The following is a 23,631-nucleotide window of genomic DNA, read 5'->3' on the forward strand; positions in this document are numbered from 1 at the left end:
GACGCCCGCGCCGGGGGCGGAGTCCGGGGCGGCTGCGGCAGAGTCGGCGGAGTCCGGTGCGGCGGGGGCGGGGCCGGGCCGTTGCCTGGGCGTCGGTTCAGCCCGCAGTAACCCGGCCTGCGTCGACTCCGGTTTCCGCTGGGGCGCTGTCGCGGGCCTCGGTTGCGGTTTTGGTTGCGCTTGTGTTTGCGGTTGCGGTTTCGACTCCGTGCGTTCCGGCGATCGGTCCATCCCGGTCATCCCTCCCGTGTCGTTGCGCCCCACCGCCCCCCGCCTCGGGTGTATCCCACTCGCGTGACCGGTTTCACGGTCATACGCTCCCAAATGTGACCTCTCCCCTGCCTCGAGGCCGACCGCGGCGTGCCGGGCCGCACATATCCGTGCGGGTGGCGCATGCCGTGCTGGGCTGTGCGCTCGGGGTCGTGTGGCTGGTGTTGCCAGGGATGACGTCGGGCGACGACGCTCCGGTTGCGATCAAGGAGCCGGCGTCCGCACCGGGCTCCGTCGCGGCCGCCGCGGAGGAAGAGGACGAGACGTCCACCACCGACCTGGTGCTGCCGCTCGTGGCGGCGGCCGCGGTCGGCGCGGTGGCCGGTTACGGGTATGTGCGCCGGGTCCGGCGGGCCCGCAGCCGGACCACTCCCGGCGGGTCGGGCGGCCCCCCGCCGCCGGGATCCGCGCCGCCCCTCGCCGCCCTCGACGGGCGGGCCCGCACCGCACTGCTCGAGGCCGACGACCGGATCCGCGCGGTCCGCACCGAACTCGACTACGCCGAGACCCTGTTCGGGAGGGACGCCGTGACCCCCCTGCGCCGGACGGTCCAGGAGGCCGGGACCGAACTCGCCGCCGCGTTCCGGATGCGCCGGCGCTACGACGAGGGGACGCCGGCCGAGGCCGCGGCCCGGACGCACGCGCTCGCGGGGATCGTCGGACGGTGCGAGGAGACGACACGACGGCTGGCCTCGGTGACCGACGCGCTGGAGCGGCTGCGGGACCCCGACCCCGACCGCGGGCCGGGTGAGGCACTGGGCGTCGCCGAGGGCCGGTTCCGGGAGCTGACCGGGCTCGTGGCGGGCGTGGAGACCGTCCTCGCGGGCCTGCGCACGCGGTACGCGCCCACCGCCACCGCTTTCGCCGTCGGGAACGTCGAACAGGCCAAGGACCGGCTGCTGTTCGCCACCGTCCGGCTGAACGAGGCCCGTCAGGCGGCCGATTCGGGAAGGGACGCCACGGCGGCGACGCATCTGCGAGCCGCCGAGGCCGCCGTCGCCCAGGCGGCGGTCCTCCTCGGCGGGGTCGAACGGCTCGCCGCGCTGCTGAAGGCGGCCGAGCGGACGGTGCCGGCCGCCCTGACCGGTGCGGAGGCGGAGCTGTCCGCGACACGGGCGGACGAGGCGGCCATGGGACCCGGCGCGCCACACGCCCTGTTGCGGCACGCGGACGTCGTCCTGGCCTCCGTGCGGCAGGAGCTGACGGCCGGCCGGCCCGTCGACCCGGTCGGCATGCTGCGCCGGATCGTACGGGTCACGGAGCCGTTCGCGGCGGGACGGGCCGGGGTGCTGCCGGCCGCCGCCCTGATCGTCGCCCGCACCGCCACGGGCGCGGCGGCGGACTTCGTGGAGACGCACCGCGGAGCGGTCGGCGCCGCGGCGCGCACCCGGCTGGCCGAGGCGGAACGTCTCCTCGCCACGAACGATCCGGCCGACCGCCGGAGCGCGGACGACCTCGCCCTTGAATCCCTTGAGCTGGCCGAGCAGGACGTGCGGACGCACGGCAACCCGGGCCCCGCGCCGGAGGGGGCGGCCGGCGAGATCGGCGCGGCCGGCGCCGTGCTCGGCGGCATCGTCGCGCCCGGAACCACCGTCGACGGCACGCCCTCGGGCCCCGCCGCCCCGTCCTCCGGCGGCGCGTGAGCAGGCCGGCAGCAAGGAAGCCCGGCCGGGGGGCGGGCGGCGGGCGGCGGGCGGCGGGGGCGTACGCCGGGCAACTCGCGCAGAGCCGACGGCCGACGGCACGCCCGCGCGCCGCGCAGCCCCGCCCCGTCTTCGTCGGGCGTGAGCAGGCGGACGGACGCCGAGGAAGCCGGGCGCGCTGGGCCGCGCCGGGCCGACGGCACGACCTCACGGCGCGCGGGCCGCGCAGGGCCGAAGCGCGACCCGAGGGTCCGCCGCCCGCACGTGAGCACCCGGGCGGCAACGGAGGCCAGTGAGGCGCAGGCCTCGCGGGCCGCGCGGAGCCGGATCCGGCCGACGCCCCCGGCAACCGGCTACCTGGGCCCGGGGCCCGGCACCCGGGGCCCGGCACCCGGCGATCGGCGATCGGCGATCGGCGCACCGCGACCGACACCCGGCGATCGGGGTTCCGGCCGCCGTTCGGTCGCCGGTTGCCGAGCGTGGGTCAGAACAGGCTCAGCAACGCCTCCGCCGGGTCCGTCAGACCCGTCTCGCCGTCCGGCAGCGGCAGTTCGAACCAGACCGTCTTCCCGCGCGGTGTCCGGCGGGAGCCCCAGGCCGCTGCCAGGAGGCCTACGAGCTGGAGGCCGCGGCCTCCCTCGTCGGTGTCCCGGGCGCGGCGTCGGCGCGGCTGGACGAGACCGGCGTCCCAGACCTCGCACACCAGGGTGCGGTCCAGCAGCAGCCGCAGTCTGATCTCGCCCTCGCCGTACCGCAGCGCGTTGGTGACGAGTTCGCTGACCAGCAGTTCCGTCGTGTCAACGAGGGGTTCGAGGCCCCAGGCGAGCAACCGGCCGCGCGCGTGCTCCCGCGCCCGGCCCACGCTGCGCGGCTCGCGCGGCAGGGTCCAGTCGCCGACCGAGTCGGCGGGCAGCCCCTGCACCCGGGCCATCAGCAGCGCGATGTCGTCCTCGCCGTGGTGCGAGTCGAGGGTGCTCAGGACGTGGTCGCAGACGTCCTCGAGGGGCGCGGAGGGGTCGGTGAGGGCTCCCACGAACGCGTTGAGACCCTCGTCCAGCGGATGGTCGCGGGATTCGACCAGGCCGTCCGTGTAGAGCGCCAGCAGCGCGCCCTCGGGGAGTTCGACCTCGACCTCCTCGAAGGGCTCGCCGCCCACGCCGAGCGGCATGCCGGGCGGCACGTCGAGCATCAGCGCCGGCTCGCCGGGTTCGACGAGGACCGGAGGCAGATGGCCCGCGTTGGCGAAGGTGCAGCGGCGGGTGACCGAGTCGTAGACCGCGTAAACACAGGTCGCGAGGTAGACCTCGGACAGGTCGGCCTCGCGGGGGCGGCGGGCCGCCCTGGTCGCCTGCTGGACGCCTCCCGGGGTGCCGAGGCCGCGCGCGATCTCGTCCAGCGCGGAGAGCACCTCGGCCGGTTCGAGGTCCAGCAGGGCCAGCGTGCGGACGGCCGTGCGCAGTTCGCCCATCGCGACCGCCGCCCGCAGCCCGCGGCCCATCACGTCCCCCACCACCAAAGCGGTGCGGTGGCCGGGCAGTTCGATGACGTCGAACCAGTCGCCGCCGACCTCGCTGGGACGGCCGGAGGAGACGTTGCCGGGCAGATAGCGGCAGGCGATGTCCAGGCCGGACGCCACCGGGTCGCCGGGCGGCAGCAGCGACCGCTGCAGTATCAGCGCCCGTTCGTGCTCGCGCCGGTACAGGCGGGCGTTGTCGATGCAGACCGCCGCCCGCGCCGCGAGCTCCACGGCCAGACCGCGGTCCCGTTCCCCGAACGGCTCGCTGCCCTTCGTCCGCGAGAACTGCGCGAGGCCGACGACGGTGTCGTGGGCGACCATCGGGACGGCGAGCGTGCCCTGCACGAGGCCGCCCTCGTCACCGGGGATGGTCTGCGGGCGGGCGGTGCGCAGGGCGTCGGCGCAGGGCGAGTTGAACGGGAAGTGGTGGACCGCGCCGACGGCGACGGGCGGGCCCGCGCCGGGGAAGGGCGCGTCGGAGACGGCGGAGGAGAAGGCGACCCTGCGCAGTTCCGCGCTGCCGTCGGCGAGGCCGGGCGGGGTCTCGTCGCCGGCCAGGAGCCCCTGGTAGAGGTCGACGGTGGCGAGGTCGCAGAAGCCGGGCACGACGACGTCGAGGAGTTCGCGCGCGGTCGTCTCCAGGTCGAGGGAGTTCCCGATGCGGGCTCCCGCGTCGTTCAGCAGGGCGAGATTGCGCCGCGCGGCGGCGGCCTCGCGGGCCGCGGCGCGGCGGGCCGTGACGTCGGTGCCGAGCCAGGCGACGCCGATCGGGCGGCCGCTGCCGCTGTGCACGCGGTAGAGGTTGATCGACCAGTGGCGGCGCTCGTCGGTGCCCGGCACGAAGCCGGTGACGTGCATGTCCGTGATGGAGTCGCCGGTCTGCAGCACCCGGCGCAGGGTCGCGCTGACGCGGTCGGCCTCGGACCGGGGCAGGTAGTCGTGGACGCCCCTGCCGCGGTGGTCGTCGGGGGTGCCGCCGAAGACGGAGGCGAACCGCTGGTTGGCGCGGCGGACCCGCAGGTCGAGGTCGATCAGCAGGAACCCGAACGGGGATTGGCCGAAAATGGACTGCGAGGCGGCGAGGTCCGTCTCGATGCTGCGGAGCGTGCGGACGTCGACCACGATGCACACGGCGGCCTTCTCGCCGTCCAGGCTGCGGGTCGGCATGACGTACACCTCGGCGAGGCCCTGTTCGCCGCGTCCGCCGCCGGGCGCCGGGTCCGGCATCCGGAACGGGACCACGCCGGTCCACTCGCGCCCGTCCAGGATCTCGGCCATCTTGCGCTGGCCGCGCTCGCGCAGGTCCGGGTCGATGAACGCGTCGATGGGGTCCATGCCCACGGCCCGGTCGGCGGGGATGCCGAAGATCTGCTCGGCGCGCAGGCTCCACTGGTCGACGAGACCGTCGGGGCCGATGGAGAACGAGGCGACCTTGATGTAGTCGTAGATCGAGCCGGGCGGGCTGCTCTGCCATATGGCGTCGGCGAGCGCCTCGCCGTCCGGGAGACCGCCGGGCACGGCGGCCTCGGCCCTCGCGCCGCCCGACGGGTCCTCGGACTCCGTGGCCTTCGCTGGTATCTCGCTCACGCGAACCGTCCCCTCCAGCTCACCGCGCCCGGCACCGGTCACCGGCGGCGGCTGCCCGCAGTATCCAGCACTACGGGGCCGCGCGACACGGTGTTCACGATCACAGCACGGTCCAGGCTTTTTCCGGCCCGTCCTGCGACGACACTTCCCGTCTTCTAACCAGCGGACACGTCGTCGAACCCCACCTTCCGGCACCGGTCGGCGACCGGAACCCGACGGCGACAGTGCCGCCCCCGCTGTACACTGGCTCCTCCCCGCGCAGGTGCCCGTCAATCCGGCACGGCGAGCTCGAACCACACCGTCTTGCCGGCGCCCCCCGGGCGGGTACCCCACCGGCGTGAGGACGAGGCGACCAGCTGCAGGCCGCGGCCGCTCTCGTCCTCGGGACGGGCGATCCGCTCGCGGGGCGGGTCCGGCAGCGGGTCGGAGACCTCGACCAGGAGGACGCCCTCCAGCCGGGCGGGGCGGACCAGGCGGACGCCGATGGGACCGGTGGCGTGCCGCAGGGCGTTGGTGACCAGTTCGCTGACCAACAGCGCGGCGAGGTCGCCCACACTGTCGAGGTCCCAGTCGCGCAGTTGCTCGCGCACGGCACGGCGCGCGGTGCGCACCGCGCCGGGGTCCGCGGGAAACGTCCACTCGGCTCGGTCGCCTTCGGTGTCGATCACGCCGATCACATCCCGGGCCAGCGAGTACACCCCTGTCCGATTTCGCGGGGTTAATGGGCACATACCCGATATCCGGGAGCCAGTACCGCCGCGCGCTGCGTGCTGTGGCACGAACGGCGTACGGAGGGCGACCCGGCCGCCGGTCAGCGGGCTCCCGGAACCCTGGTGAGCGTCTCACGGACGGCGGGAACGTCCTGGTCGAGCCAGTCGACGTGCCAGATCTCGCCCGGGGTGAGCCAGCGCAGCTCGTCGTGGTCCTGGAGCGGCCGGGGAGCGGCGGATCCCGGGTGCAGCCGGGCGCTCCACACCTGAAGCACATAGGGCGGCTTCAGGGGCCACTCCCCCGGGACACGCTCGACGACCTCCGCGGCGACGCCGAGTTCCTCGCGCAGTTCGCGCGCGAGGGCCACCTCGGGCGTCTCACCCTCCTCGACCTTGCCGCCGGGCAGCTCCCAGCGCCCGGCGAGTTCCGGCGGTGCGCTGCGGCGGGCGGCGAGCAGGCGACCGCCGTCGAACAGGGCGGCTCCCACCACCACGATCCGTTCCGTCATGCGCCGGAGCCTACGGGAGTCCGGTCAACTCGGCCGGAGGGCCGTTCGGTTCCGCAGGTCGCCTCAGCGCCGGCGCCTCCTGGGTGCCGGGGGTCAGTTCAGTGCAGGCGGTTCAGTTCCGGAGTCAGCTCCAGGGGTCAGTTCCGGGTGCCGTCTCCGTTGCGCGCCTGCACCTGCGCCTGCACCTGGCCCGGCCCCGGGGACTGCGCCGGGACCTGCCCCTGGCTCTGCCCGTGACCTTGCCCGTGGCTCTGCCCCTGGCCGACGCGCTCGACCCAGTACAGCTGCTTGTGGCCGCGACCGTCGAGGCTGTCCGCGATCTTCTGGGCCTCGGCCCGGGTCGCGTACCGGCCCACGCGGTAGCGGTTGCCGTTGTCGTCCTGCCGTATCACGTGCCAAGGCAGAGAGATGGTGCTGTCGTTCATCGCGCCGCACGCCCCCTTCCCGCCCTCGACCGCCCGGATCCCGTCCGCGGCACGCCGCGCGCGCCGCCTTTCAAGGAAACCGCAATCCGCATATGCCCGAGCGTACGCCTTACCTTCACGCAGCGAACACGGCTTTACACAAAGAGGCACGCAACCAGCCAGGGCGCAGGGGGCGCGCGAGGCCGGACGCGCCGTGCGCGCGCCGCGATGTGTCCGGTCGGCGGGGGTCTGGGCGCGTAGGGGGCGACCTGCGGGAACGTCCGGAAACGACCGGATTCCGACGGCGCGCGAGCGGGCCCGGCCCGTGGGGTTTCCGGAGGCAACTGCCACAGGGGTGTGCGCCGTCGGTGCGCATGCGCCACCGCGCCGCCCTGTACGGCCGCTACTTCACCGGCAGGTGATAGGCGACCCGGTACCGGTCGGCGGGGATCACCACGTCGGCCGTCTCGACCGGGCGGCCCGAGGCGTAGTACGTGCGCTGCACGACCAGGACGACATGTCCGGGAACGCCGCCGAGGGCGAGCAGTTCCTCGGCGAGACCGGGTCGCGCGCCCACCTCCTCCGTGACGTTGTCGACGATGACGTCGATCGCGCGCATCCGCTCCACGACGCCCATGCCGCCGAGCGGCCCCTCCTCGGGCAGCATGACGGGCGTGCGGCCGGTGAGCGCGAGGGGCTCCCACGAGGTGGAGAGCATCATCGCCTCGCCGGCCTCGCGGAAGACGTACCGGGTGCGCATCACGCGGTCGCCGGACTGGATGCCGAGCCGCTCCGCGACGGCTGCGCCCGCCTCGGCCTGCTCGCTGCTGGATTCCCACGTGCCGCGCGTGTGCGCCTCGGCCTGCTCCTGCCGGAAGGGCGTCGCGCCGCTGACCGGCCGGTAGCCGGAGCGGGCGATCCGGCGGGGCACCGGCCGCTCACGCACGTACGTGCCGGAACCTGAACGGCCCTCGACCAGCCCCTCGGCCATCAGCACCTTCCGGGCCTCGAGGGCGACGGTGTCGGAGACGCCGTACTCCTCGCGGATTCTCGCCTGGGAGGGAAGCCGGGTGTGCGGTGGCAGCGACCCGTCGGTGATCTTCTTGCGAAGGTCACCCGCGACGCGCAGATACGCCGGCTGCTCACCGAATGTCACTGGCCACTCCCATCAGGTTGTACAGACAGCTACAGCCTGGCAACCGTGGGTTGAGCCTTGCAAGTAAAGGCCAGGGAATCACTCGATGTGATGACATCTGTCGGCGAAACGCTTCACCCAGGCACTTTCTCCCCGCTGCGGACGTGATCACACATCGAGGTCGCTGTCGCCGCCGCCCCCGCGCGTGCCGTCGCTCGGCTCGCCGGAGTCGTCGTCGTAGTCGGGCGGGGTGGTGGCCAGACCCAGAGCCTTGCGGGCGGTGACGGTCGTGTCGCCGTCCACGACCTCGTAGGCGATCTCGTAGTGCCGGTAGAAGGCGTCCACGTCGGAGGCCTTCTCCGCGGCCGCCCACTCCTTGCTCGATCGCTGCATGTCCTTCACCAGAGCGGCCATCGGCGCCCGGACCGTCGCGGACCAGGTGTGACCGCCCAGCACGGCAGCCTGTGCGGCGGTGACGTCCCCGGTGTCGCCGGCCCAGGTCCGGTTGCCCGCCAGATCCTCCTCGGGGAGATCCTCCGGCTCGTCGAAGAGGGTCTCGTCGACGGCGGCCATGGCCTTCAGGAAGGCCAGCTGGTCGGCGTCGAGGGTGGTCTCGTCGGCGCGCAGCGAGCCGGTGAGGGTGCTCTCCTCGTCCACGTTGCCGAAGACGCAGGTGATCTCGCGGTCGCCCCAGCTCCAGCTCTCGGAGGTGGGCGTGAGGTAGTAGACGTCGACCTTCTCGGTCAGCGCCCAGGGATCCATCGCGTAGGCGTGCTGGAGCGTGAAGCACTTGTCGTCGGCCACGTCCACCACCTCGTCCTCGCCCGGGTAGTCGCCGCGGGGCAACGGGATCGTGGCGAACACCTCGGCGTCGTGCTCGCCCGAGCAGGGCACCTCGTCGACGTCGTAGACGTCCGTGCCGAAGCCGTCACCGGGCACGTCGAAGCAGTCGCCCTCGGCGAGCGAGAAACTGGAGCCGGCGCCCCCGCGCGCGCCGTCCTTGAACCCCTCCCAGAAGTCGGAGGCTCCGCCGGTGGCCAGCATCAGGACCCAGAGCGCAAGACCGACGGAGGACAGGACGGCGCCGGCGATCGCCATTCCCCTCCCCCGCTCCCCGCGCCTCTTGATCTGCACCAGCGCGACGATCCCGAGCACCAGGCCCACGCCCGGCAGGAAGCAGAGGATGCCGAGCACCAGGGCGGCGATGGCCACGCCGTTGATGACCGAGGACCGCCCGTAGGGGCTGTACCCCTGCCCCCACACCGGGTAGGGCGCCGCCCCGTAGGGGGCCTGCGGGTACGACCCCTGGGCGTACGGGTCGTGCGGGTGCGGCTGCCGGGGCGCGGCGAACGGATCCTGGGGAGACGGGCCCTGCGGGTAGGGGCCGGGCGCGTGGGGACCCTGCGGGGACGGGCCCTGCGGGGACGGAGGCTGGTACGGGTCCTGGGGCTGGTGGGGCCCCGGGGGCGGAGGTATGGACACGGGTACCGTGCTCCTGGTTCGGACGGGTCGGGCGGCGACGGGTCGGACGGTCGGGCAATGAGGTGGTGGGGCGGTGGGGCGGGCACGCAGGTGGTGTCACGATCGCCGCAGGACGGCCACCGGGCGGAACCGACGTGCGACCGGCTGCGGCCCGGCATACGGCTGGGCGCATCGTAAGCCCGGGGCGGGGCCGCGCTACCCGGCGTCCTGCGGCTGACCGGCGAACCTGCGCTGCTCCTCCTCCACGATCCGGCGGGCGAGGCCGTCGTCGGAGACGTCGACGGCGTCCGGCGTCGCCTCCGCCGTGTCGCTGCGGCGGGCGTAGGCGTCGAACAGCCGGGTCTTGTTCTCGAGGATGCGCAGAAGCCGGCCGTCCACGCTGTCCGCGGCCAGCAGGCGGTGCACCTGGACCGCCCGGACCTGGCCCATGCGGTGCGCCCGGGCCACGGCCTGGTGCTCCAGGGTCGGCTTGGTCTGCGGCTCGCACAGGACGACCACCGACGCGGCCTGGAGGTTGAGCCCCACGCCGCCCGACTCGATCTGGCAGAGCAGCACCGCGGGCCCCTCGGCGGCCGTGAAGTCGTCCACGAGCCGCTGCCGTTGGACGACCGAGACGTCACCGGCGATCGGTCCGAACACGGTGTCGCCCAGCGCGCCCCGGACCGCGGTGAGGACGTCGCGGAAGTAGGAGAACACGACGGTCTTCAGGCCGTTCTCCGCGGCCTCCCCGACCAGTTCGCGCAGCCGCTGGAGTTTGGCGGACTTCTCGGGGTCGGCGTAGGCCGCCCGGCGCATCGCCATGAAGTTCCCCGCCGCGACCGCCGCCCGGTACGCGTCCTCGTCGGCGGCGCTGAGCTCCTCCCACTCGTCGACGTGGATCAGCGCGGGCAGTTCGGTGAGCACGTCCTTCTGGTTGCGGCGCAGATAGGCGGGGGCGACCGCCTTGCGGAAGACCTGCGGGCCGGCGACCGCGTAGCTGTCGTGGATCGCGGGGACGAGGTCGGGCTGGAGGCAGCGCACAAGGACGCGGAACTCCTCGACGCGGTTCTCCATCGGCGTGCCGGTGAGGAACAGGACGCGGTCGCACAGCCCGGTCCACACCGCGACCGAGCGGGCGCGCCGGGTCTCGGGGTTCTTGACGTAGTGCGCCTCGTCGACGACGAGGAGTCCGGGCGGCGATCCGCCGTCCGGTTCGGGCAGGGTGTGCAGCACGTCGAAGGTGGTCACGGCGACGCCGCCGCGCTCGCGCCACTCGGCGTAGGCGTCCCGCCGGTCCGGTCCGTGCACCGGCACCGCCCTGAGCGTGCTGCGGGCACGGATCTCCCGGGTCCAGTTGATGAGCACGCCCGCCGGGCACACCACCAGGAAGTGGGCGTGGCCCTCGGCCGCCAGGTGGGCGAGCACGGCGATCGCCTGGACCGTTTTGCCGAGCCCCATCTCGTCGCCGAGGACGACCCGGCGCCGGGCCAGCGCGAACCGCGCGCCGAACGCCTGGTAGCCGCGCAGGGAGACCCGGCGGTGGGTGTCGTCGAGCGGCTGCGCGTGCACCTGTTCGGCCACGTCCGACGGCACGAACCCCTCGGCGGCCGCGGTGTCCGACGGGTGGGCGCAGATCTCCGCCAGCAGGCTGTAGTACTCGGCCGAGCGCACCTCGAAGTCGACCCACGGCTCGATCTCGGAGGCCGGTTCGCGCAGCAGGTCGGCGGTGGCCTGCGCGAGGTGCAGCGCCACGCCGGCTTCGGCGGCCTCGGCCGCCAGGGCGGTCAGTTCGGTGACCGCGGTGCGCGCGGCCTCCCGGCGGGGCCGCCCGGCGAGGGCCAGCCGCAGCCGACCGGTGGCCGGGCGGACCGCGGGCAGCAGTTCGCCGAGCCGCTTCTCGTACCGCTCGGCGGCGGCCACCGCGCGGGGCAGTTCGGGGCCGGCCTCGACCAGCCGGTACAGCGCGCCGACCAGGGCCGCGGTAGCGGGCTCGGGGTGGTCGACGTCGATCCGCACGGAGACGGTCTCCTCGACCGCCCGGGCGATCTGCCGCGCCGCGGCGAGGACCTGGTCCGCGGTCTGCGCGCCGACGCCGGGGATCAGCCGGAGCTGGTGGCGGCCGGCCTCGACCACCTCCCGGACCGAGCCGAAGCCGGCCCCCTCGACCGCCGCGAGCCGCAACCGCCCCTCGGTGACGTCCTTCAGCCGGGTGAGCGCGATGGACCCGAGCTCCGCGGTGACGAGCGCGTCCCTGAGCGGCGTGTGAGCGGCACGGACGGCGTCCACCGCGCGGGCATGGTCGGTCCGCAGCGCGAAAGCGGCGTCGTGCAACCGCATACCGTCCGCATACAGCTCCCCCACCCGCGTCACGCCGCCCCCTCACCCGCGCACCCGAACACCTCCCATGCTCGCATCGAACGGGACGTCCCGGACCCGGCGGGGTACGGCGGACGGCGCACGGCACGCACCTGCGCACCCGGTCGGCAGCCGCCGCCGTCCCGGCCGTCCCGCACGGTGGTCCGCCGGACCGGCGCCGGGCGCGGCAGCGCCGGAAGAGGCCGGTCCGCACCGGTGACGATCTCGTGGCCCGCGCCGCACCGAGTCGCTACCGTTGAGCCATGGCCGCACTGCCCGACTGGATGCGCCCACCGCGTGCGGAAGGTTGGTTCGCGGAGGACCTGGACCGCCTCCCCGAGGCGCCACGCCACACCGAGCTCATCGACGGAGCCCTCGTCTTCGTGATGTCGCCGCAGCGAGCCTGGCACGGCCGCCTCGTCACCGCTCTGTCGTCCACGTCTACGAACTCGACGACCCCACCCGCTCCTACGCGCCCGCGGGCATCTTCCGAGGGGAGCTGCGGCGCCCGGTGCCCTTCGAGATCAGCCTGGACCTCGGCAAGCCGACCCCGCCCCGGCGCGCCTGAGACCTCAGGAGGGAAGCGAGGAGGGCGCACCGGGGGCCGCGGCGGCCCGCAGGCGGAACAGGACGGTTCCGATGAGCTTGTCCTCGGGGCAGTAGCCCAACTGCTTGGAGTCCCTCGAGCCCGGCTGCTCGCCCAGGAGGACGAGCATCCCCGGCGGCACGTGCGTGCCGGGACAGCGGGCGGCCCAGCGCGGCACGGGCTCTCCGGCCACGGCCACGATGCGTTTGACGTACCACGCGTCACGTAGGTCGGGCGCCGGGCCCGTGACGGTGTGCCAGCCGTGCTCGGGGTGGGGTGCGACGACGACGGCCACCCGGCCCGTGGCGACCCGGCGTCGGCCGCGGAGCAGCAGGAGTCGGTCGCCGGGCATGAGGGTGGGCGACATGCTGTACCCGCGGACGGTCACGGCCACCAGCCGTCCACGCGCCAGGATCAGGGCGGCGGCGATGAGGAGTGCCGCCAGGGTCAGGAGCAGCGGGGCCGCCACGGTCACCGGACGGTCTCCTCGTAGCCCTGGGCCTGCGTGGTGAAGAGCTCGGCATAGGCGCCGTCGGCGGTCATGAGCTGTTCGTGGGTGCCCGTCTCCCGCACGGTTCCGTCGGCGATGACGACGATGGCGTCGGCGGCGCGGACGGTGTTGAGGCGGTGGGAGACGAGGATGCTCGTCGCGCCCCGGCGGAGCGAGGTGAGCCGGTCGTGGACATGACGTTCGGCGACGGCGTCGAGGCCGGTGCCGGGTTCGTCGAGGATCATGAGATCGCGTTCGGAACGCATCAGGGCCCGGGCGAGCGCGAGGCGCTGCCACTGGCCGCCCGACAACTGGACGCCGGGGCTGTTGTCCTCCGTGTCGTCGGGGAAGAACATCCGGCTGAGCATGGTGTCGTACCCCTGCGGCAGGCGGGTGAGGGCGGTGTGGATGTCCGCGTCGTCGGCGGCGGCACGGATGCGCCCCTGGTCGTGCAGGGAGCCGAGGTCGCCGAGGCCGATGTTCTCCCCGGCGGTGAGGTCGTACTCCATCGGGTCCTGGAAGACGACGCTGATCCGCTCGCGCAGCCGGTCCGCGGGGAAGTCCCGGATGTCGACGCCGTCCCAGTGGATGCTGCCGCGCTGCGGGTCGTAGAGACGGCACAGCAGCTTGACGAGGGTGCTCTTGCCGGCCCCGTTGAGACCGACGACGGCCAGGCTGGTGCCGTGCGGGACGAACAGGCTGATCCCGCGGAGGATCCAGGGTCCGTCGTCGCTGTAACGGAACCAGACGTCCCGCAGTTCGAGGCCCCGGCTCAGCGGCGGCGGGGCGATCGGCGCGGCCGGGGCGGGGAGGTCGTCCCCGACCTGGACGACGTGCAGGTAGTGGCTGAACATCAGGGCCGTCTGGTGGCTCTGGGCGATGCATCCCACCAGGCCGAGGAGGGCCGTCTGCATGCCGGCGAGGGCCGCCACGAGGAGGGACACGTCACCGGCGGTGAGGACGTGGGCGGCCGCCTGGTGCACGCCCCAGACGAGTGCGCCGGTGGAGACGCCGGCGCCGAGGACGGCGAGCGCCGTCTCGTAGGCGACGAGGCGGCGGTCGAGGCGTTCCTCCTGCCGGTTGATGCTGTCGAGGTCGGTGCGCAGTCGCTGCGCGAAGTATCCGCCGAGGCCGTAGAGGCGGATCTCCTTCGCCGCCTGGCTGTCCGTGAGGAGCCCCCGGTAGAAGATCTGGCGGCGGGCGAGATTGCTGGTGCGCCAGAACATGTCCGCGCGGTGCCGGCTGTTGGCCAGGTGCGCGAAGAGGGCCGGAACGGCCGCGACGACCAGGACGGCCGCCAGCGTGGGGCTGACGAGCAGAAGACTCGTCAGGAAACCCGCCAGCGTGAGGACGCTCTGGGCGCCCTGGAGGACCGCGCCGACCAGTCGCTCGGCACCCTGCGCGCTCTGGACGGCGAGCTGGACGCGGTCGTGGAAGGCGGGCTGCTCGAGCTTGGACAGACCGCTGAGCCGGTTGACGGCGGTGAGCAGTTCGCTCTGGGCCCGGGTCGAGGTGGCGCGGCGGATGCGGCCGTCGGCGTAGGACGAGACGGCCGAGGCGGCGGCGAGCAGGATGGTGAGCAGACCGATGCCGGCCGCGGCCCGGTTGAGGTCCGAGGCACCGAACCCCTCCGCGGTGAGGCTGTCGACCACGTACTTGAGCAACCAGGAGGCCGCCACGGGGGCGGTACCCGCGATGACGACGGTGGCGACGCGGGCGGCGAGGGCCCCGGGGCAGGACCGCCCCGTGAGGGCGAGTACGGCGCTGAGTCCCCGCAGGACTACGGCCGGGCCGGCGGTGGCGGACCCGCTCATGCGGTGAGGAGGTCGAGCGCGGGCAGGGAGCCTTGGCCGATGCCCGTCCCGGCAACCGTCCCGTCGGCGTCGAGAAGGACGAACGAGGGGTGGTGGCGGACGCCGAAGGCGCGGGCGACGGGTCCGTTCGGCGGGTCGGTGGCGGTGAGTCCGGTGAGCGGGCCGACGGCTTCGAGCAGGGGGCCTGCCTCGTCCGGCTGTCCGCTGACGACGGCGACGAGCCGCCCGCCCGACGGAGCGTTCGCCTCGGCCCACCGCTGGATCCCGGGGAGGCTTTCCCTGGTGGGCCCGCAGTCCGGCCGGAGGAAGCAGATGAGGGCGGGGCGGCCGGCCAGGGTGGACGCGCTGACCTCGCCCCCGGGGGTGTGCAGCGTGAACGCGGGGGCGCGGTCGCCTTCTTGGACGGCGAGGGCCGGCGGTCCCGGGGCGGCGGCGGCCGGGGCGGGGGCCATCATGGTCCGCCAGCGCTTGCTGACCGCGACGGTGAGGAGCGCGTTGACGAGGGTGACCGCGGCGAGAAGGGCGAGGCCGGCGATGGCGTAGCTCACTCTGTGATCGTCCTTTCAGCGTTGGCCGGTGCGGGCGGAGAAGAAGAAGGCGAGGTCGTCGGTGAAGACGGCGAGCGTGGTGAGATAGCCGGCGACCGCGACGGCGAGGAGGAGCGCCGGGGCGTCGAGGGGGGCGGTGGTGCCGTGGGCGAGGGCGATGACTCCGCCGAGGACCGCGAGCAGCGTGAGGACGGCGTTGCGTGCGACGTGCCAGGGACCCATGGGCACGGTGGTCCTGCTGCCGAAGCAGGGGCAGCCGGCGGAGCTGCCGCGCCGCATGGTGGTGACGGCGACGGCGCTGAACGCCGCGCACAGGGCGGCGGCGACGGCCAGCCCCACGGTGAGCGTCCGGGGCACGGCGAGGAGCACGGCGGCGAGGAGTTCGGCCGCGGGCACCAGGACGGCGAGCGCCGGCCGGGCGGCGGCGGGCAGCCGGGTGAGGTCGCCGAGTGCCGTGGCGAATCGGCGACGGTCGCGCAGCTTGGCGAGACCGGCCACGGCCAGCACGCAGATCAGGGTCAGGCGGCAGACGAGCAGCAGGTCGGACAAGAGTGACTCCGGATGAGGGGGTGCTGGGCCGGCGGGCACGGGGCGGGCCGCACGCGGCCCGCCCCGTCGTGGTTCAGCAGTAGTCCCAGCTTCCGCAGCTGACCTTGCACGCGCCGGTGTAGCAGCAGCGACGGCAGCGCTGGGCGCTGGTGCTCCACTCGGTCCAGCAGTCCGGCGGGCAGCCCGCGTCCGCCACGGCCTTGGGCAGAATCCGCTCGATCAGACGGCCCGCACCGGCCTTGAGTGTGCGCATGGTTCTCCTCTTCCTGTGGGATGGGATGTGCGTACTCCGCGGTGCGACCGCGATCCGCGGTCGCACCGGGGCTCAGGAGGCCGCCGGTACCGGTTCGCGGTCGGCGGCGGAGGGAGCGGCGACGACGCCGTCCCGGTAGCCGAGGATCGTGGGGAAGGCGGGCACCCGCAGGGCGCTGAACAGCGGTGACGCCTCGGGCTCGGGCACCACCTCGTCCGCCGGCCCGACGAGTCGGGCGGTCAGACTGCTCTCGCCGGCCTCGGCGCCGATCACCAGGGCCAGGACCCGGCCGCCTGCTGCCCGGGTCCGGTCGGCCCGTTCGGCGAAGTCGGGGAGGCTGTCGGTGCAGGACGGGCAGTCGTGGGAGAAGACGCCCAGCAGCAGTTCCCCGGAGCGGAAGTCGTCCTGGGTCAGCGTCCGCCCGCTGAGCGCGGTGGCGGTGAAGTCCGGGAGCGCGTCCCCGGGTTGGGGCCCCTGGGCCGCGAAGTCGCCGCGTCGGCGGACGGCTTCGAGTTCCTGCCAGCGGCGCAGGATGACGAGGAGCAGGACGAGGTTGAGCAGAGAGACGGCTCCGACGAGCACCAGACCGGCTATGACGTATGGCACGTTTCGACCCCCTGGGCGCGGTTGCACTTGGGAGCAGTGTGCAAGGAGGGGCCTGCCAGGAGGATGCCAACACCTTGCCAGGAACATGACGGGCTGAGCACCATGACCGCATGCTTGCCACGGGGTCATATTTTCGAGTGCTCGGCAGAGTTGATTGGACCGTCGACGGACACCCGAGGACCATCGGGCGCCGCCGCGAGCGTCTGCTGCTGGGCTTACTTCTGCTGGAGATGGGCCGGCCGCTGCCGATGGACCGGCTGATCGATCTGCTGTCGGACGAGGACGAACGACCTCGGTCCCGGGCCGACCTGTATGTGAACGTCTGCCGGCTGCGGGCGAGCCTTCGCAGGGGCGGCGCCGACGGGTCGGTGCGGCTGGTGCGGAGCGGTTCGACGTACACCCTGACCGGCGATCCGCAACTGGTGGATGTGCACCGCTTCACCCTGCTGGTCGACCGTGCCCAGCGGGGCACCGAGCCCCAGGAGGTGTCACGGCTGGCCTCGGCCGCCCTGGCCGAGTGGCGGGGTGCGGTACTGGAGGACGTCGCCTCCGAGCGGACCCGTCGAGGGGTCGCCGCAGCCTTCGACGAACTGCTGATCTCGGCGCAACTGCTGCGTGTCGCGGCGGAGTTCAAGCTGCGCAACTACTCGTCGCTCGCCGCGGAGCTCGCACGCCTCACCGCGGAGCATCCCGAGCACGAGATGCTCCTGGCCTTCCGCGCCGCCACGCTCTACGAATGCGGCCGCCGCGCGGACGCGCTGCGCGTGCTGTCCTCGGCGCGGGCACGAATGACCGCGCGGCTGGGGCTGGACCTGAGCCGCGAGCTGCAGGATCTGCGCGGGGCGATCCTGCGGGACGATCCCGTGGACCGCCACATCTTCCGCTGCGGCGCCCTCGGGGCCGCCTGACGCACCGGGTCCGGCGCCCCGGCATGTCCGGCCGTCCCGGGCACACCGACGCACGTCGACGGACGGCCACGCCGGGCGACGGAGTAGACTCTCCCGCCCACGACGGACCCGCCGGAGCGCAGCTTCTCGACGGCGCCCGCGACACCGTAGCCCGGCCCGGTGGCGGGGAAGGCGGTGTCGACGGCCGTCTCATCGCCCGCACGGCCCGTACCCTTCGTAGGGTCTAACGGCGTCACACAGCGGGCGCAATACCACTGGAGGCAACACCCCGTGCTGATTGCTCAGCGTCCGTCCCTGACCGAAGAGGTCGTCGACGAGTTCCGCTCCCGGTTCGTGATCGAGCCCCTGGAGCCGGGCTTCGGCTACACCCTCGGCAACTCCCTCCGTCGGACCCTCCTGTCGTCGATCCCGGGTGCGGCGGTCACCGGCATCCGCATCGACGGTGTCCTGCACGAGTTCACCACCGTGCCGGGCGTCAAGGAGGACGTCACCGACCTGATCCTCAACATCAAGCAGTTGGTCGTGAGCAGTGAGCAGGACGAGCCCGTCGTGATGTACCTGCGCAAGCAGGGCCCGGGTCTGGTCACCGCCGCCGACATCGCGCCCCCGGCCGGTGTCGAGGTGCACAACCCCGATCTGGTCCTCGCCACGCTCAACGGCAAGGGCAAGCTGGAGATGGAGCTGACCGTCGAGCGCGGTCGCGGCTACGTCTCCGCCGTGCAGAACAAGCAGGTGGGCCAGGAGATCGGCCGTATCCCGGTCGACTCCATCTACTCGCCGGTTCTCAAGGTCACGTACAAGGTCGAGGCCACGCGTGTCGAGCAGCGCACCGACTTCGACAAGCTGATCGTCGACGTCGAGACCAAGCAGGCGATGCGTCCCCGTGACGCCATGGCCTCCGCGGGCAAGACGCTGGTCGAGCTGTTCGGTCTCGCGCGCGAGCTGAACATCGACGCCGAGGGCATCGACATGGGTCCGTCCCCGACGGACGCCGCGCTCGCCGCCGATCTCGCCCTGCCGATCGAGGAGCTCGAGCTCACCGTCCGGTCGTACAACTGCCTCAAGCGCGAGGGAGTCCACTCCGTGGGCGAGCTCCTGGCACGCTCCGAGGCCGACCTCATGGACATCCGCAACTTCGGCGCCAAGTCCATCGACGAGGTCAAGGCGAAGCTGGCCGGACTGGGCCTGGGCCTCAAGGACAGCCCGCCCGGATTCGACCCGACCGCCGCCGCCGACGCCTTCGGCGCGGGCAACGACACGGACGCCGGTTTCGTGGAGACCGAGCAGTACTGATCGCCGCACCGCACCGCGACGGGGAACCTCCACACCGTTCCCCGCCGCGGTCGACGAAGGGGTCGGACCGAAAGAGTCCGACCCCTTCCGCGCTGCACGTCCGACCGGCGTCACAGCGGGCCTGCCGCCTCCCGCACCGCCAGGTCAGGGCGCATGCTCAGGGCACACGGCACACGGCTCACGACTCACGACCGAGTCGTGCCACGCCCTACCGACAGCGCCGCCCGGCGTCGTCCGCAGGCAGGCCGCACCAGATGTCAGAGGGCGCTGTTACGTTCCGTCCCATGACCGCGTCAGACGATCTGCTCCGCCGGGTCGAACAGGAGCCCTCCCTCGCCGCCGCGCTCGCGCGTGCGGGCTGACGATGCGTACGCCTCCCGCCAGAACCGCGCCCACCTGCGCCGCCGCGGTATCCGCTGCACCATGCCGGACAAGGCCGACCTGGCCCGCAACCGCCAGGAGACCGGCTCCCGCGGCGGCCGGGCGCGCGCTTCGACCCGGTCGACCACCGCGAACACTGTGCGTTCGAGTGCGGAATCAACCGTCTCAAGAGGAACCGCGCTGCCGCCACGCGCTATGACAAGCTCACGGTCCGTTACGAGGCGACTGTGCCGGTCGCAGCGATCAACGAATGGCTATGGCCTTGCCTCACGCGTCATCACGTACGTGTTCCCGATGTCGGGATCGCCGTAGAAGAAGAACAGCTTCAACTCATCGTGCTGATCGCGGTCCACATAGAAGGACCACGCGTATGTCGACGGGGGTTCAGGAGCCGAGGTGCCGGTGGCCGTCGCGGAGGAACGGCTCTCCACCCCGGTCCGGGCCGTCAGCGCGAGTCGGACAACCTGTCCGCCGCCGCCGTCGGTCAGTTGCCAGGTCCCCGGACCGGAGAGGCGCCAGCCGTCGTCGAAGTCGAAGTCCTGCCCGTCGAGCTTTTCGAAGAGAGCCGTTCCGTCTCTGCGAAGCACCACGTGGGTCCCCTCGACGTTTTCCCAGCCGCCGGCGACCTCGGTCGTCGTGGCGTCGTGGATCCCTGTTCCCTCGTAGTACTGATAGGGGCCGGCACACGCAGCCAGACCAGCCAGAACCATGATCAAGCCACCGAGGGCCGCCCCCCGCGCACGCAGCCTGCTTCCGCCCGCCACCAGGACCTCCCGCCCTCAGCCCGTCCCGGTCAACTGACAGGAGCGAGCCATGGAGAGATACCTTGTCAGATTTGTTGAACGTGTTCAAATCTTCGACTGAGGGGATCTCGCGCACCACCCGCGGCTCGTGCATCCAGCGCCGCCCGCAGCTGCCGATGAGCACCGCGAACGGCGTTCTCGATACACGCCCAGCGATCCGAGCGGCCCCGCCTGGCGAGGCGGTCGCTCGAGATCCCTCGCGCGGCCCGACTCCGAGGAGCGGACGTTGCGCCTCAGGGCGTCGGCCCGTGCTGATTCAGGTGGTCGGCGATCAGGCTGGTGAGAGTCTCGGAAGCCTCTTCGGGGACCCAGTGGCCGATGCCCTGGAGTGCGTGGAACGAGTAGGGGCCGCTCACCCATTCCTCCGTGCCGTGGGCAGCGGTGGACCCGAGCGCGATGTCCTCCGTCCCCCAGACGTAGAGCGCGGGTACCTGGATCTTCCCGACCGCGGCGTCGGGACGGTCGGCGCGGTAGTAGTTGAGGGCCGCGCTGAGCGCACCCGGTTCGGACAGACGCCGTACGAAGGCGTCGACATGACGGTCGGGAACCTTGCCCTGATAGAGGGAACGCAGTAGCGCGGCGTCGTCCGCGAGGAAGCGGGCCTCCGTGTCGGGGCTTCGCCAGTCCTGCTGGTACTGGGAGCGCCGGCGCTGGTCGGCGTCGATGCGATACGCCTCGCCCAACGCGCCGGGATGCGGTGTGGACACAGAGGTGAGCGTGCGCAGTCGCTCGGCGTGCCGGGCCGCGGTCCACCAGGCGATGGCACCGCCCCAGTCGTGACCGACGAGGTCGAAGCGATCCCAGCCGAGCGCGTCCGCCACCGCCAGGACGTCCCCGACCAGTTCGCCGACTCCGTACGCGTCGGCATGCGCCGGGCGTACACCGGGCGAATAACCACGGGTGTCGGGCGCGACCGCACGGAAACCCCGGTCGCCCAGCGCGGCCACCTGCTCCTCCCACACGATGGCCGTCTGGGGAAAACCATGCAGGAACAGAAGGGGACGGCCGTCGACGGGACCTGCTGCGATCGCGTCGAAGACGCCTGCGGGCGAGGGGATTCGGAGGTGTTCTGTCATGATGCATCCTTTGGGAGGAGCGGGGGCCAGGGGCAGTAATGCCGGTCAGGACGGGATCTCACAGCCCGCCTGCGGGTGGGTCCGCGAGGCCGATGATCCACGCGCACCACTCCGTGTCGGCGCGCCGCCCGGGCAGGTCCAGCACCGTGGAAACCGTCAGGACGAGACCCGTGGCCAAGAAGGAACGCACCTGCATCGGGTCAGCCCCCGTCAGACGGGTGACGGCCTCCTGCAGGTCGAGTTGGCGCCGTCGCACCGACTCCTGGACTGCCGGGTCGCCTGCCGCGGCGTAGGCCTGCAGCAGGACGAGGCCGACGGTGTGCCGGCTCTGCAGAAGCTGCCGATAGGCGTCGCCGAGCGCGCCGAGCGTCGGTTCGGCGCGCTCGAACTCGGCCTCGATCCTGTCGTAGGCCGCGTGCACGACGTGAAGGAACAGATCGCGCTTCGAGCCGAACATCTGCACGATGCGGGGGTGCGAGATCCCGACTCGTGCGGCGATCCCCTCGATGCCCGCGCCCGACAGTCCCTTCAGGGCGAACTCCGCGTCGGCCGCCTCCATGATCTCGGCCCGCCGTACCGCCGCGGGCTTACGAGTGCGGCGGGGCTCGGTCACTTCCCGGCTTTCGCGCGGCCGATCTGGCTGAGCACGAAGCGGTGGTCGTACAGGCACCGGTAGGCGTGGATCAGCCCGTCCTCGCCCAGCTCCAGACGGTCGTCACCGTGGAATTCCACGCGCTGATCGGTGCCGGCGAGGGTCCCCGAGAAGCGCCACGCCACCAGCACGGCCCGCCGGGTCACCTCCCCGTACAGCCCCATGCGGGTGAACGAGTAGTCGGGGAAGGCCTGCGCCATCTGCGTCACGAAGGCGCGGATGCTGTCGGGGCCGTGCGCCGTCTCGCCCAGCGCCGGCTCGTCGTACACCAGGTCTTCGGCGCACAGCGCCGCCACGGCGTCGCCGTCGTGGTCGTTCCAGGCCTTCTCCCATCGAGCGCAGAGCGCTTCAACGGCATTGACGTCTGTAGCGGCCGCTTCGGCCAGGATCGTGGTCATGTTTCTAACTTACAGGTAAGTAAGAAGAAATCCCAGAGACCGTCGAAGAGAGGTCGGACCGAGCGGCCGACGCAGCTGTTCTTCCTCGCTACGGTGACCTATGTGAACCTCCTGCCTGCGACAGACAACCCCACCACGACGCGGACTTGGCGACAGGGCTGCCTGCGTGCGGCGGGGATCACCTCGCTGGTACTGCTGGCCGTCGCGGACGTGTTCATCGCCGGCGCCAACGGCAAGGCCCTCTGGCCGCTGTGCCTGTTCCTTTCGCTCGGCCTCGCGGCCGTCCTGTGGCCCCCCGCCCGCCGGCCCGCGTGGCTCACCCCGCAACTGCGTGCCGCCGTACTCGCGGGCGCGTCCCTGGCACTGACCGCCGTCGCCACGACGACCGAGCGGATACGCATGTTCGGGCCCGGTGAAGTGGCAATCCTGCTCTGCCTGCTGATGATCACCGTCCGCGCCTGCCCACCGCGGTGGGCAGGCGTGTGCGCCGTACTCACCGGCGGGGCAGCCATCGCGGCGCCGTTGCGCTTCTACGCCGACGACGTCCGGGACGACATCCTGATCCTGGGGCTGACACTGGTGGTGGCGCTGCCGACCGTCATCACCGCCGGCATCGGCGTCTACCTGCGCACCCTGGACCACAGGCGCGGCGTCGCGGTCGCCGAGACCCGCCGCTCCGAACGCCTCGCCATGGCAGCCGACCTGCACGACTTCGTCGCCCACCACGTCACCGGCATCCTGGTCCAGACACAGATGGCCCGCATGATGGCCACCACCGAACCCGACCGCCTGGACCCGGTCCTGGCGGGCATCGAGCACGCCGCGGCCGAGGCGCTCGGCTCCATGCGACTGACCGTCGGCATCCTGCGCGAAGGCCCGCGGGGTGCGGCCCGCCTCGAGGCGGACGAGAACCGCCCGGTGGACGACCTGACCTCCCTCACGACGATGGTCGACCGATTCGGCGGTCCGACCGGCCCGAAGGCCGAACTGCACCGTGACACCTCAGTGCCCCGCGACCTGCCTCACGAAGTGCAGGCTGCCGCCTACCGTGTCGTCCAGGAAGCCCTCACGAACGTACGGCGCCACGCCGCCGACGCCACCGAAGTCACCGTCCTCCTCACCCACGCCGACGACACCCTGCGCGTGACCGTGCGCGACAACGGGCACGGAGGCACCCCGATACCGCACGCGGCCCGCGGCGGAGGCTTCGGCATCGTCGGCCTCACCGAGCGCGTCACCGCCCTCGGCGGCCAACTGCGCACCGGCCCACGCACCGAGCGCGGCTGGGAGGTCATGGCGCTCCTCCCCGCCATGAGACGAGGGGACTGAACCGGAGGCGGTCGGGCCATTGCTCCGGTGCGTCGATCGGGCGGCCACCATCGGCAGGGACACGACGAGGCTGCCCGCGCAGATCGCGGCTCTCCCCAGTACGGGCGACGCCCCGGCCCGGAAGGTCGCGGGTCACGGGTCACGTCCCGGACGGGGGGAGACCGGCCGGCCGGAGGTGAGACTCCCGGCCTCGCGCCGAGCGGCAGCCCGAACCGGCCCACGCGCCCGCCCGCCCGCGGACCGACCCGCGCGGTCTTCGAGCCGCCACGACGTGCGGCCCAGCACAGACCGACGTACGGGGACCCGGACGGCACATGGGCCGTCCGGGTCCCTACTCGCCGCGCGACCGTACGGC

Annotated in this window: 21 protein-coding genes and 2 pseudogenes; 5 read left to right on the forward strand and 18 right to left on the reverse strand. The window is 72.9% G+C overall.

All coding sequences use genetic code 11. The features are described from left to right. Positions 1 to 326 precede the first annotated feature (326 nt). Positions 327 to 1,913: a hypothetical protein gene (locus C6376_RS03795; RefSeq protein ID WP_254075827.1), complete on the forward strand. Its 1,587-nt coding sequence runs from the start codon at positions 327 to 329 to the stop codon at positions 1,911 to 1,913. Between the two features lie 484 nt (positions 1,914 to 2,397). Here C6376_RS03795 and C6376_RS03800 read toward each other — a convergent pair whose 3' ends face one another. The 7 genes and pseudogenes from C6376_RS03800 to C6376_RS03830 form a co-directional block, all read right to left on the reverse strand. Next, entirely contained in the window at positions 2,398 to 5,016 is a 2,619-nt protein-coding gene (locus C6376_RS03800) for a SpoIIE family protein phosphatase (RefSeq protein ID WP_107442092.1), read from the reverse strand. Between the two features lie 269 nt (positions 5,017 to 5,285). Beyond that, on the reverse strand, positions 5,286 to 5,714 hold the full coding sequence (locus C6376_RS03805; protein ID WP_107442093.1) for an ATP-binding protein: 429 nt from the start codon (positions 5,712 to 5,714) through the stop codon (positions 5,286 to 5,288). 113 nt (positions 5,715 to 5,827) lie between these two features. Beyond that, positions 5,828 to 6,235: a (deoxy)nucleoside triphosphate pyrophosphohydrolase gene (locus C6376_RS03810; protein ID WP_107442094.1), complete on the reverse strand. Its 408-nt coding sequence runs from the start codon at positions 6,233 to 6,235 to the stop codon at positions 5,828 to 5,830. A 257-nt stretch (positions 6,236 to 6,492) separates the two neighbouring features. Further along, positions 6,493 to 6,660 (reverse strand): annotated as a pseudogene (locus C6376_RS44990) (SPOR domain-containing protein); the annotation flags it as partial. A 382-nt stretch (positions 6,661 to 7,042) separates the two neighbouring features. Then, positions 7,043 to 7,795 (reverse strand): GntR family transcriptional regulator, encoded by a 753-nt coding sequence (locus C6376_RS03820; protein WP_107442096.1) that lies wholly within the window; start codon positions 7,793 to 7,795, stop codon positions 7,043 to 7,045. A gap of 147 nt (positions 7,796 to 7,942) precedes the next feature. Next, positions 7,943 to 9,256, reverse strand: coding sequence for a DUF4190 domain-containing protein (locus C6376_RS03825; RefSeq protein ID WP_107442097.1), 1,314 nt, complete (start codon positions 9,254 to 9,256; stop codon positions 7,943 to 7,945). 195 nt (positions 9,257 to 9,451) lie between these two features. Next, on the reverse strand, positions 9,452 to 11,572 hold the full coding sequence (locus C6376_RS03830) for a DEAD/DEAH box helicase (RefSeq protein WP_107442098.1): 2,121 nt from the start codon (positions 11,570 to 11,572) through the stop codon (positions 9,452 to 9,454). Between the two features lie 281 nt (positions 11,573 to 11,853). On the opposite strand from C6376_RS03830, the pseudogene C6376_RS44995 reads away from it, so the two are divergent. Continuing rightward, positions 11,854 to 12,158 (forward strand): annotated as a pseudogene (locus tag C6376_RS44995) (hypothetical protein). 4 nt (positions 12,159 to 12,162) lie between these two features. On the opposite strand, the gene C6376_RS03840 reads toward C6376_RS44995, so the two are convergent. From C6376_RS03840 to C6376_RS03865, 6 genes are all read right to left on the reverse strand, one after another. Beyond that, positions 12,163 to 12,651 carry a S26 family signal peptidase gene (locus C6376_RS03840; RefSeq protein WP_107442099.1) on the reverse strand — a complete coding sequence of 163 codons (489 nt, stop codon included), beginning with the start codon at positions 12,649 to 12,651 and terminating at the stop codon, positions 12,163 to 12,165. Further along, on the reverse strand, positions 12,648 to 14,480 hold the full coding sequence (locus tag C6376_RS03845) for an ABC transporter ATP-binding protein (protein ID WP_107442100.1): 1,833 nt from the start codon (positions 14,478 to 14,480) through the stop codon (positions 12,648 to 12,650). The genes C6376_RS03840 and C6376_RS03845 overlap by 4 nt, the downstream gene beginning before the upstream one ends. Further along, on the reverse strand, positions 14,477 to 15,028 hold the full coding sequence (locus C6376_RS03850; protein WP_107442101.1) for a TlpA disulfide reductase family protein: 552 nt from the start codon (positions 15,026 to 15,028) through the stop codon (positions 14,477 to 14,479). Before C6376_RS03850 ends, C6376_RS03845 begins: the two co-directional genes overlap by 4 nt. A gap of 15 nt (positions 15,029 to 15,043) precedes the next feature. After that, positions 15,044 to 15,577, reverse strand: a complete 534-nt coding sequence (locus tag C6376_RS03855; RefSeq protein WP_159083145.1) for a MauE/DoxX family redox-associated membrane protein — start codon at positions 15,575 to 15,577, stop codon at positions 15,044 to 15,046. Positions 15,578 to 15,650: 73 nt separating this feature from the next. After that, the gene (locus C6376_RS03860) at positions 15,651 to 15,830 is read right to left on the reverse strand and encodes a hypothetical protein (protein WP_107442103.1); all 180 of its coding nucleotides are present in this window, start codon (positions 15,828 to 15,830) and stop codon (positions 15,651 to 15,653) included. Positions 15,831 to 15,902: 72 nt separating this feature from the next. After that, positions 15,903 to 16,436 carry a peroxiredoxin gene (locus C6376_RS03865; RefSeq protein ID WP_159083146.1) on the reverse strand — a complete coding sequence of 178 codons (534 nt, stop codon included), beginning with the start codon at positions 16,434 to 16,436 and terminating at the stop codon, positions 15,903 to 15,905. 110 nt (positions 16,437 to 16,546) lie between these two features. Between C6376_RS03865 and C6376_RS03870 the strand changes: the two genes are divergently transcribed. Next, positions 16,547 to 17,344: an AfsR/SARP family transcriptional regulator gene (locus C6376_RS03870; protein ID WP_107442104.1), complete on the forward strand. Its 798-nt coding sequence runs from the start codon at positions 16,547 to 16,549 to the stop codon at positions 17,342 to 17,344. A 270-nt stretch (positions 17,345 to 17,614) separates the two neighbouring features. Continuing rightward, the gene (locus C6376_RS03875) at positions 17,615 to 18,637 is read left to right on the forward strand and encodes a DNA-directed RNA polymerase subunit alpha (RefSeq protein ID WP_107442105.1); all 1,023 of its coding nucleotides are present in this window, start codon (positions 17,615 to 17,617) and stop codon (positions 18,635 to 18,637) included. Positions 18,638 to 18,930: 293 nt separating this feature from the next. Here C6376_RS03875 and C6376_RS43685 read toward each other — a convergent pair whose 3' ends face one another. The 5 genes from C6376_RS43685 to C6376_RS03900 all read right to left on the reverse strand — a co-directional run bounded on the left by C6376_RS43685 (position 18,931) and on the right by C6376_RS03900 (position 21,947). Continuing rightward, on the reverse strand, positions 18,931 to 19,146 hold the full coding sequence (locus C6376_RS43685; protein WP_159083147.1) for a hypothetical protein: 216 nt from the start codon (positions 19,144 to 19,146) through the stop codon (positions 18,931 to 18,933). Between the two features lie 126 nt (positions 19,147 to 19,272). After that, entirely contained in the window at positions 19,273 to 19,728 is a 456-nt protein-coding gene (locus C6376_RS03885) for a hypothetical protein (RefSeq protein ID WP_254076330.1), read from the reverse strand. A gap of 326 nt (positions 19,729 to 20,054) precedes the next feature. Then, positions 20,055 to 20,897 (reverse strand): alpha/beta fold hydrolase, encoded by an 843-nt coding sequence (locus tag C6376_RS03890; protein ID WP_107442107.1) that lies wholly within the window; start codon positions 20,895 to 20,897, stop codon positions 20,055 to 20,057. Between the two features lie 58 nt (positions 20,898 to 20,955). Next, positions 20,956 to 21,510, reverse strand: a complete 555-nt coding sequence (locus C6376_RS03895; protein ID WP_254075828.1) for a TetR/AcrR family transcriptional regulator — start codon at positions 21,508 to 21,510, stop codon at positions 20,956 to 20,958. Continuing rightward, positions 21,507 to 21,947, reverse strand: coding sequence for an ester cyclase (locus C6376_RS03900; RefSeq protein WP_107442108.1), 441 nt, complete (start codon positions 21,945 to 21,947; stop codon positions 21,507 to 21,509). The genes C6376_RS03895 and C6376_RS03900 overlap by 4 nt, the downstream gene beginning before the upstream one ends. 102 nt (positions 21,948 to 22,049) lie before the next feature. On the opposite strand from C6376_RS03900, the gene C6376_RS03905 reads away from it, so the two are divergent. Further along, a complete protein-coding gene (locus tag C6376_RS03905; RefSeq protein WP_367881030.1) occupies positions 22,050 to 23,276 on the forward strand; it encodes a sensor histidine kinase in 1,227 nt (408 codons plus the stop codon). Positions 23,277 to 23,631 lie beyond the last annotated feature (355 nt).

This window comes from Streptomyces sp. P3 (assembly GCF_003032475.1).
GTDB lineage: Bacteria > Actinomycetota > Actinomycetes > Streptomycetales > Streptomycetaceae > Streptomyces.

Bases quoted from the DNA above. Each gene is read 5' to 3' on its own strand.
- C6376_RS03810 (WP_107442094.1), bottom strand. From the start codon at position 6,235: ATGACGGAACGGATCGTGGTGGTGGGAGCCGCCCTGTTCGACGGCGGT.
- C6376_RS03830 (WP_107442098.1), bottom strand. From the start codon at position 11,572: ATGCGGTTGCACGACGCCGCTTTCGCGCTGCGGACCGACCATGCCCGC.
- C6376_RS03845 (WP_107442100.1), bottom strand. From the start codon at position 14,480: ATGAGCGGGTCCGCCACCGCCGGCCCGGCCGTAGTCCTGCGGGGACTC.
- C6376_RS03860 (WP_107442103.1), bottom strand. From the start codon at position 15,830: ATGCGCACACTCAAGGCCGGTGCGGGCCGTCTGATCGAGCGGATTCTG.
- C6376_RS03870 (WP_107442104.1), top strand. From the start codon at position 16,547: ATGCTTGCCACGGGGTCATATTTTCGAGTGCTCGGCAGAGTTGATTGG.
- C6376_RS03885 (WP_254076330.1), bottom strand. From the start codon at position 19,728: ATGGTTCTGGCTGGTCTGGCTGCGTGTGCCGGCCCCTATCAGTACTAC.
- C6376_RS03890 (WP_107442107.1), bottom strand. From the start codon at position 20,897: ATGACAGAACACCTCCGAATCCCCTCGCCCGCAGGCGTCTTCGACGCG.
- C6376_RS03900 (WP_107442108.1), bottom strand. From the start codon at position 21,947: ATGACCACGATCCTGGCCGAAGCGGCCGCTACAGACGTCAATGCCGTT.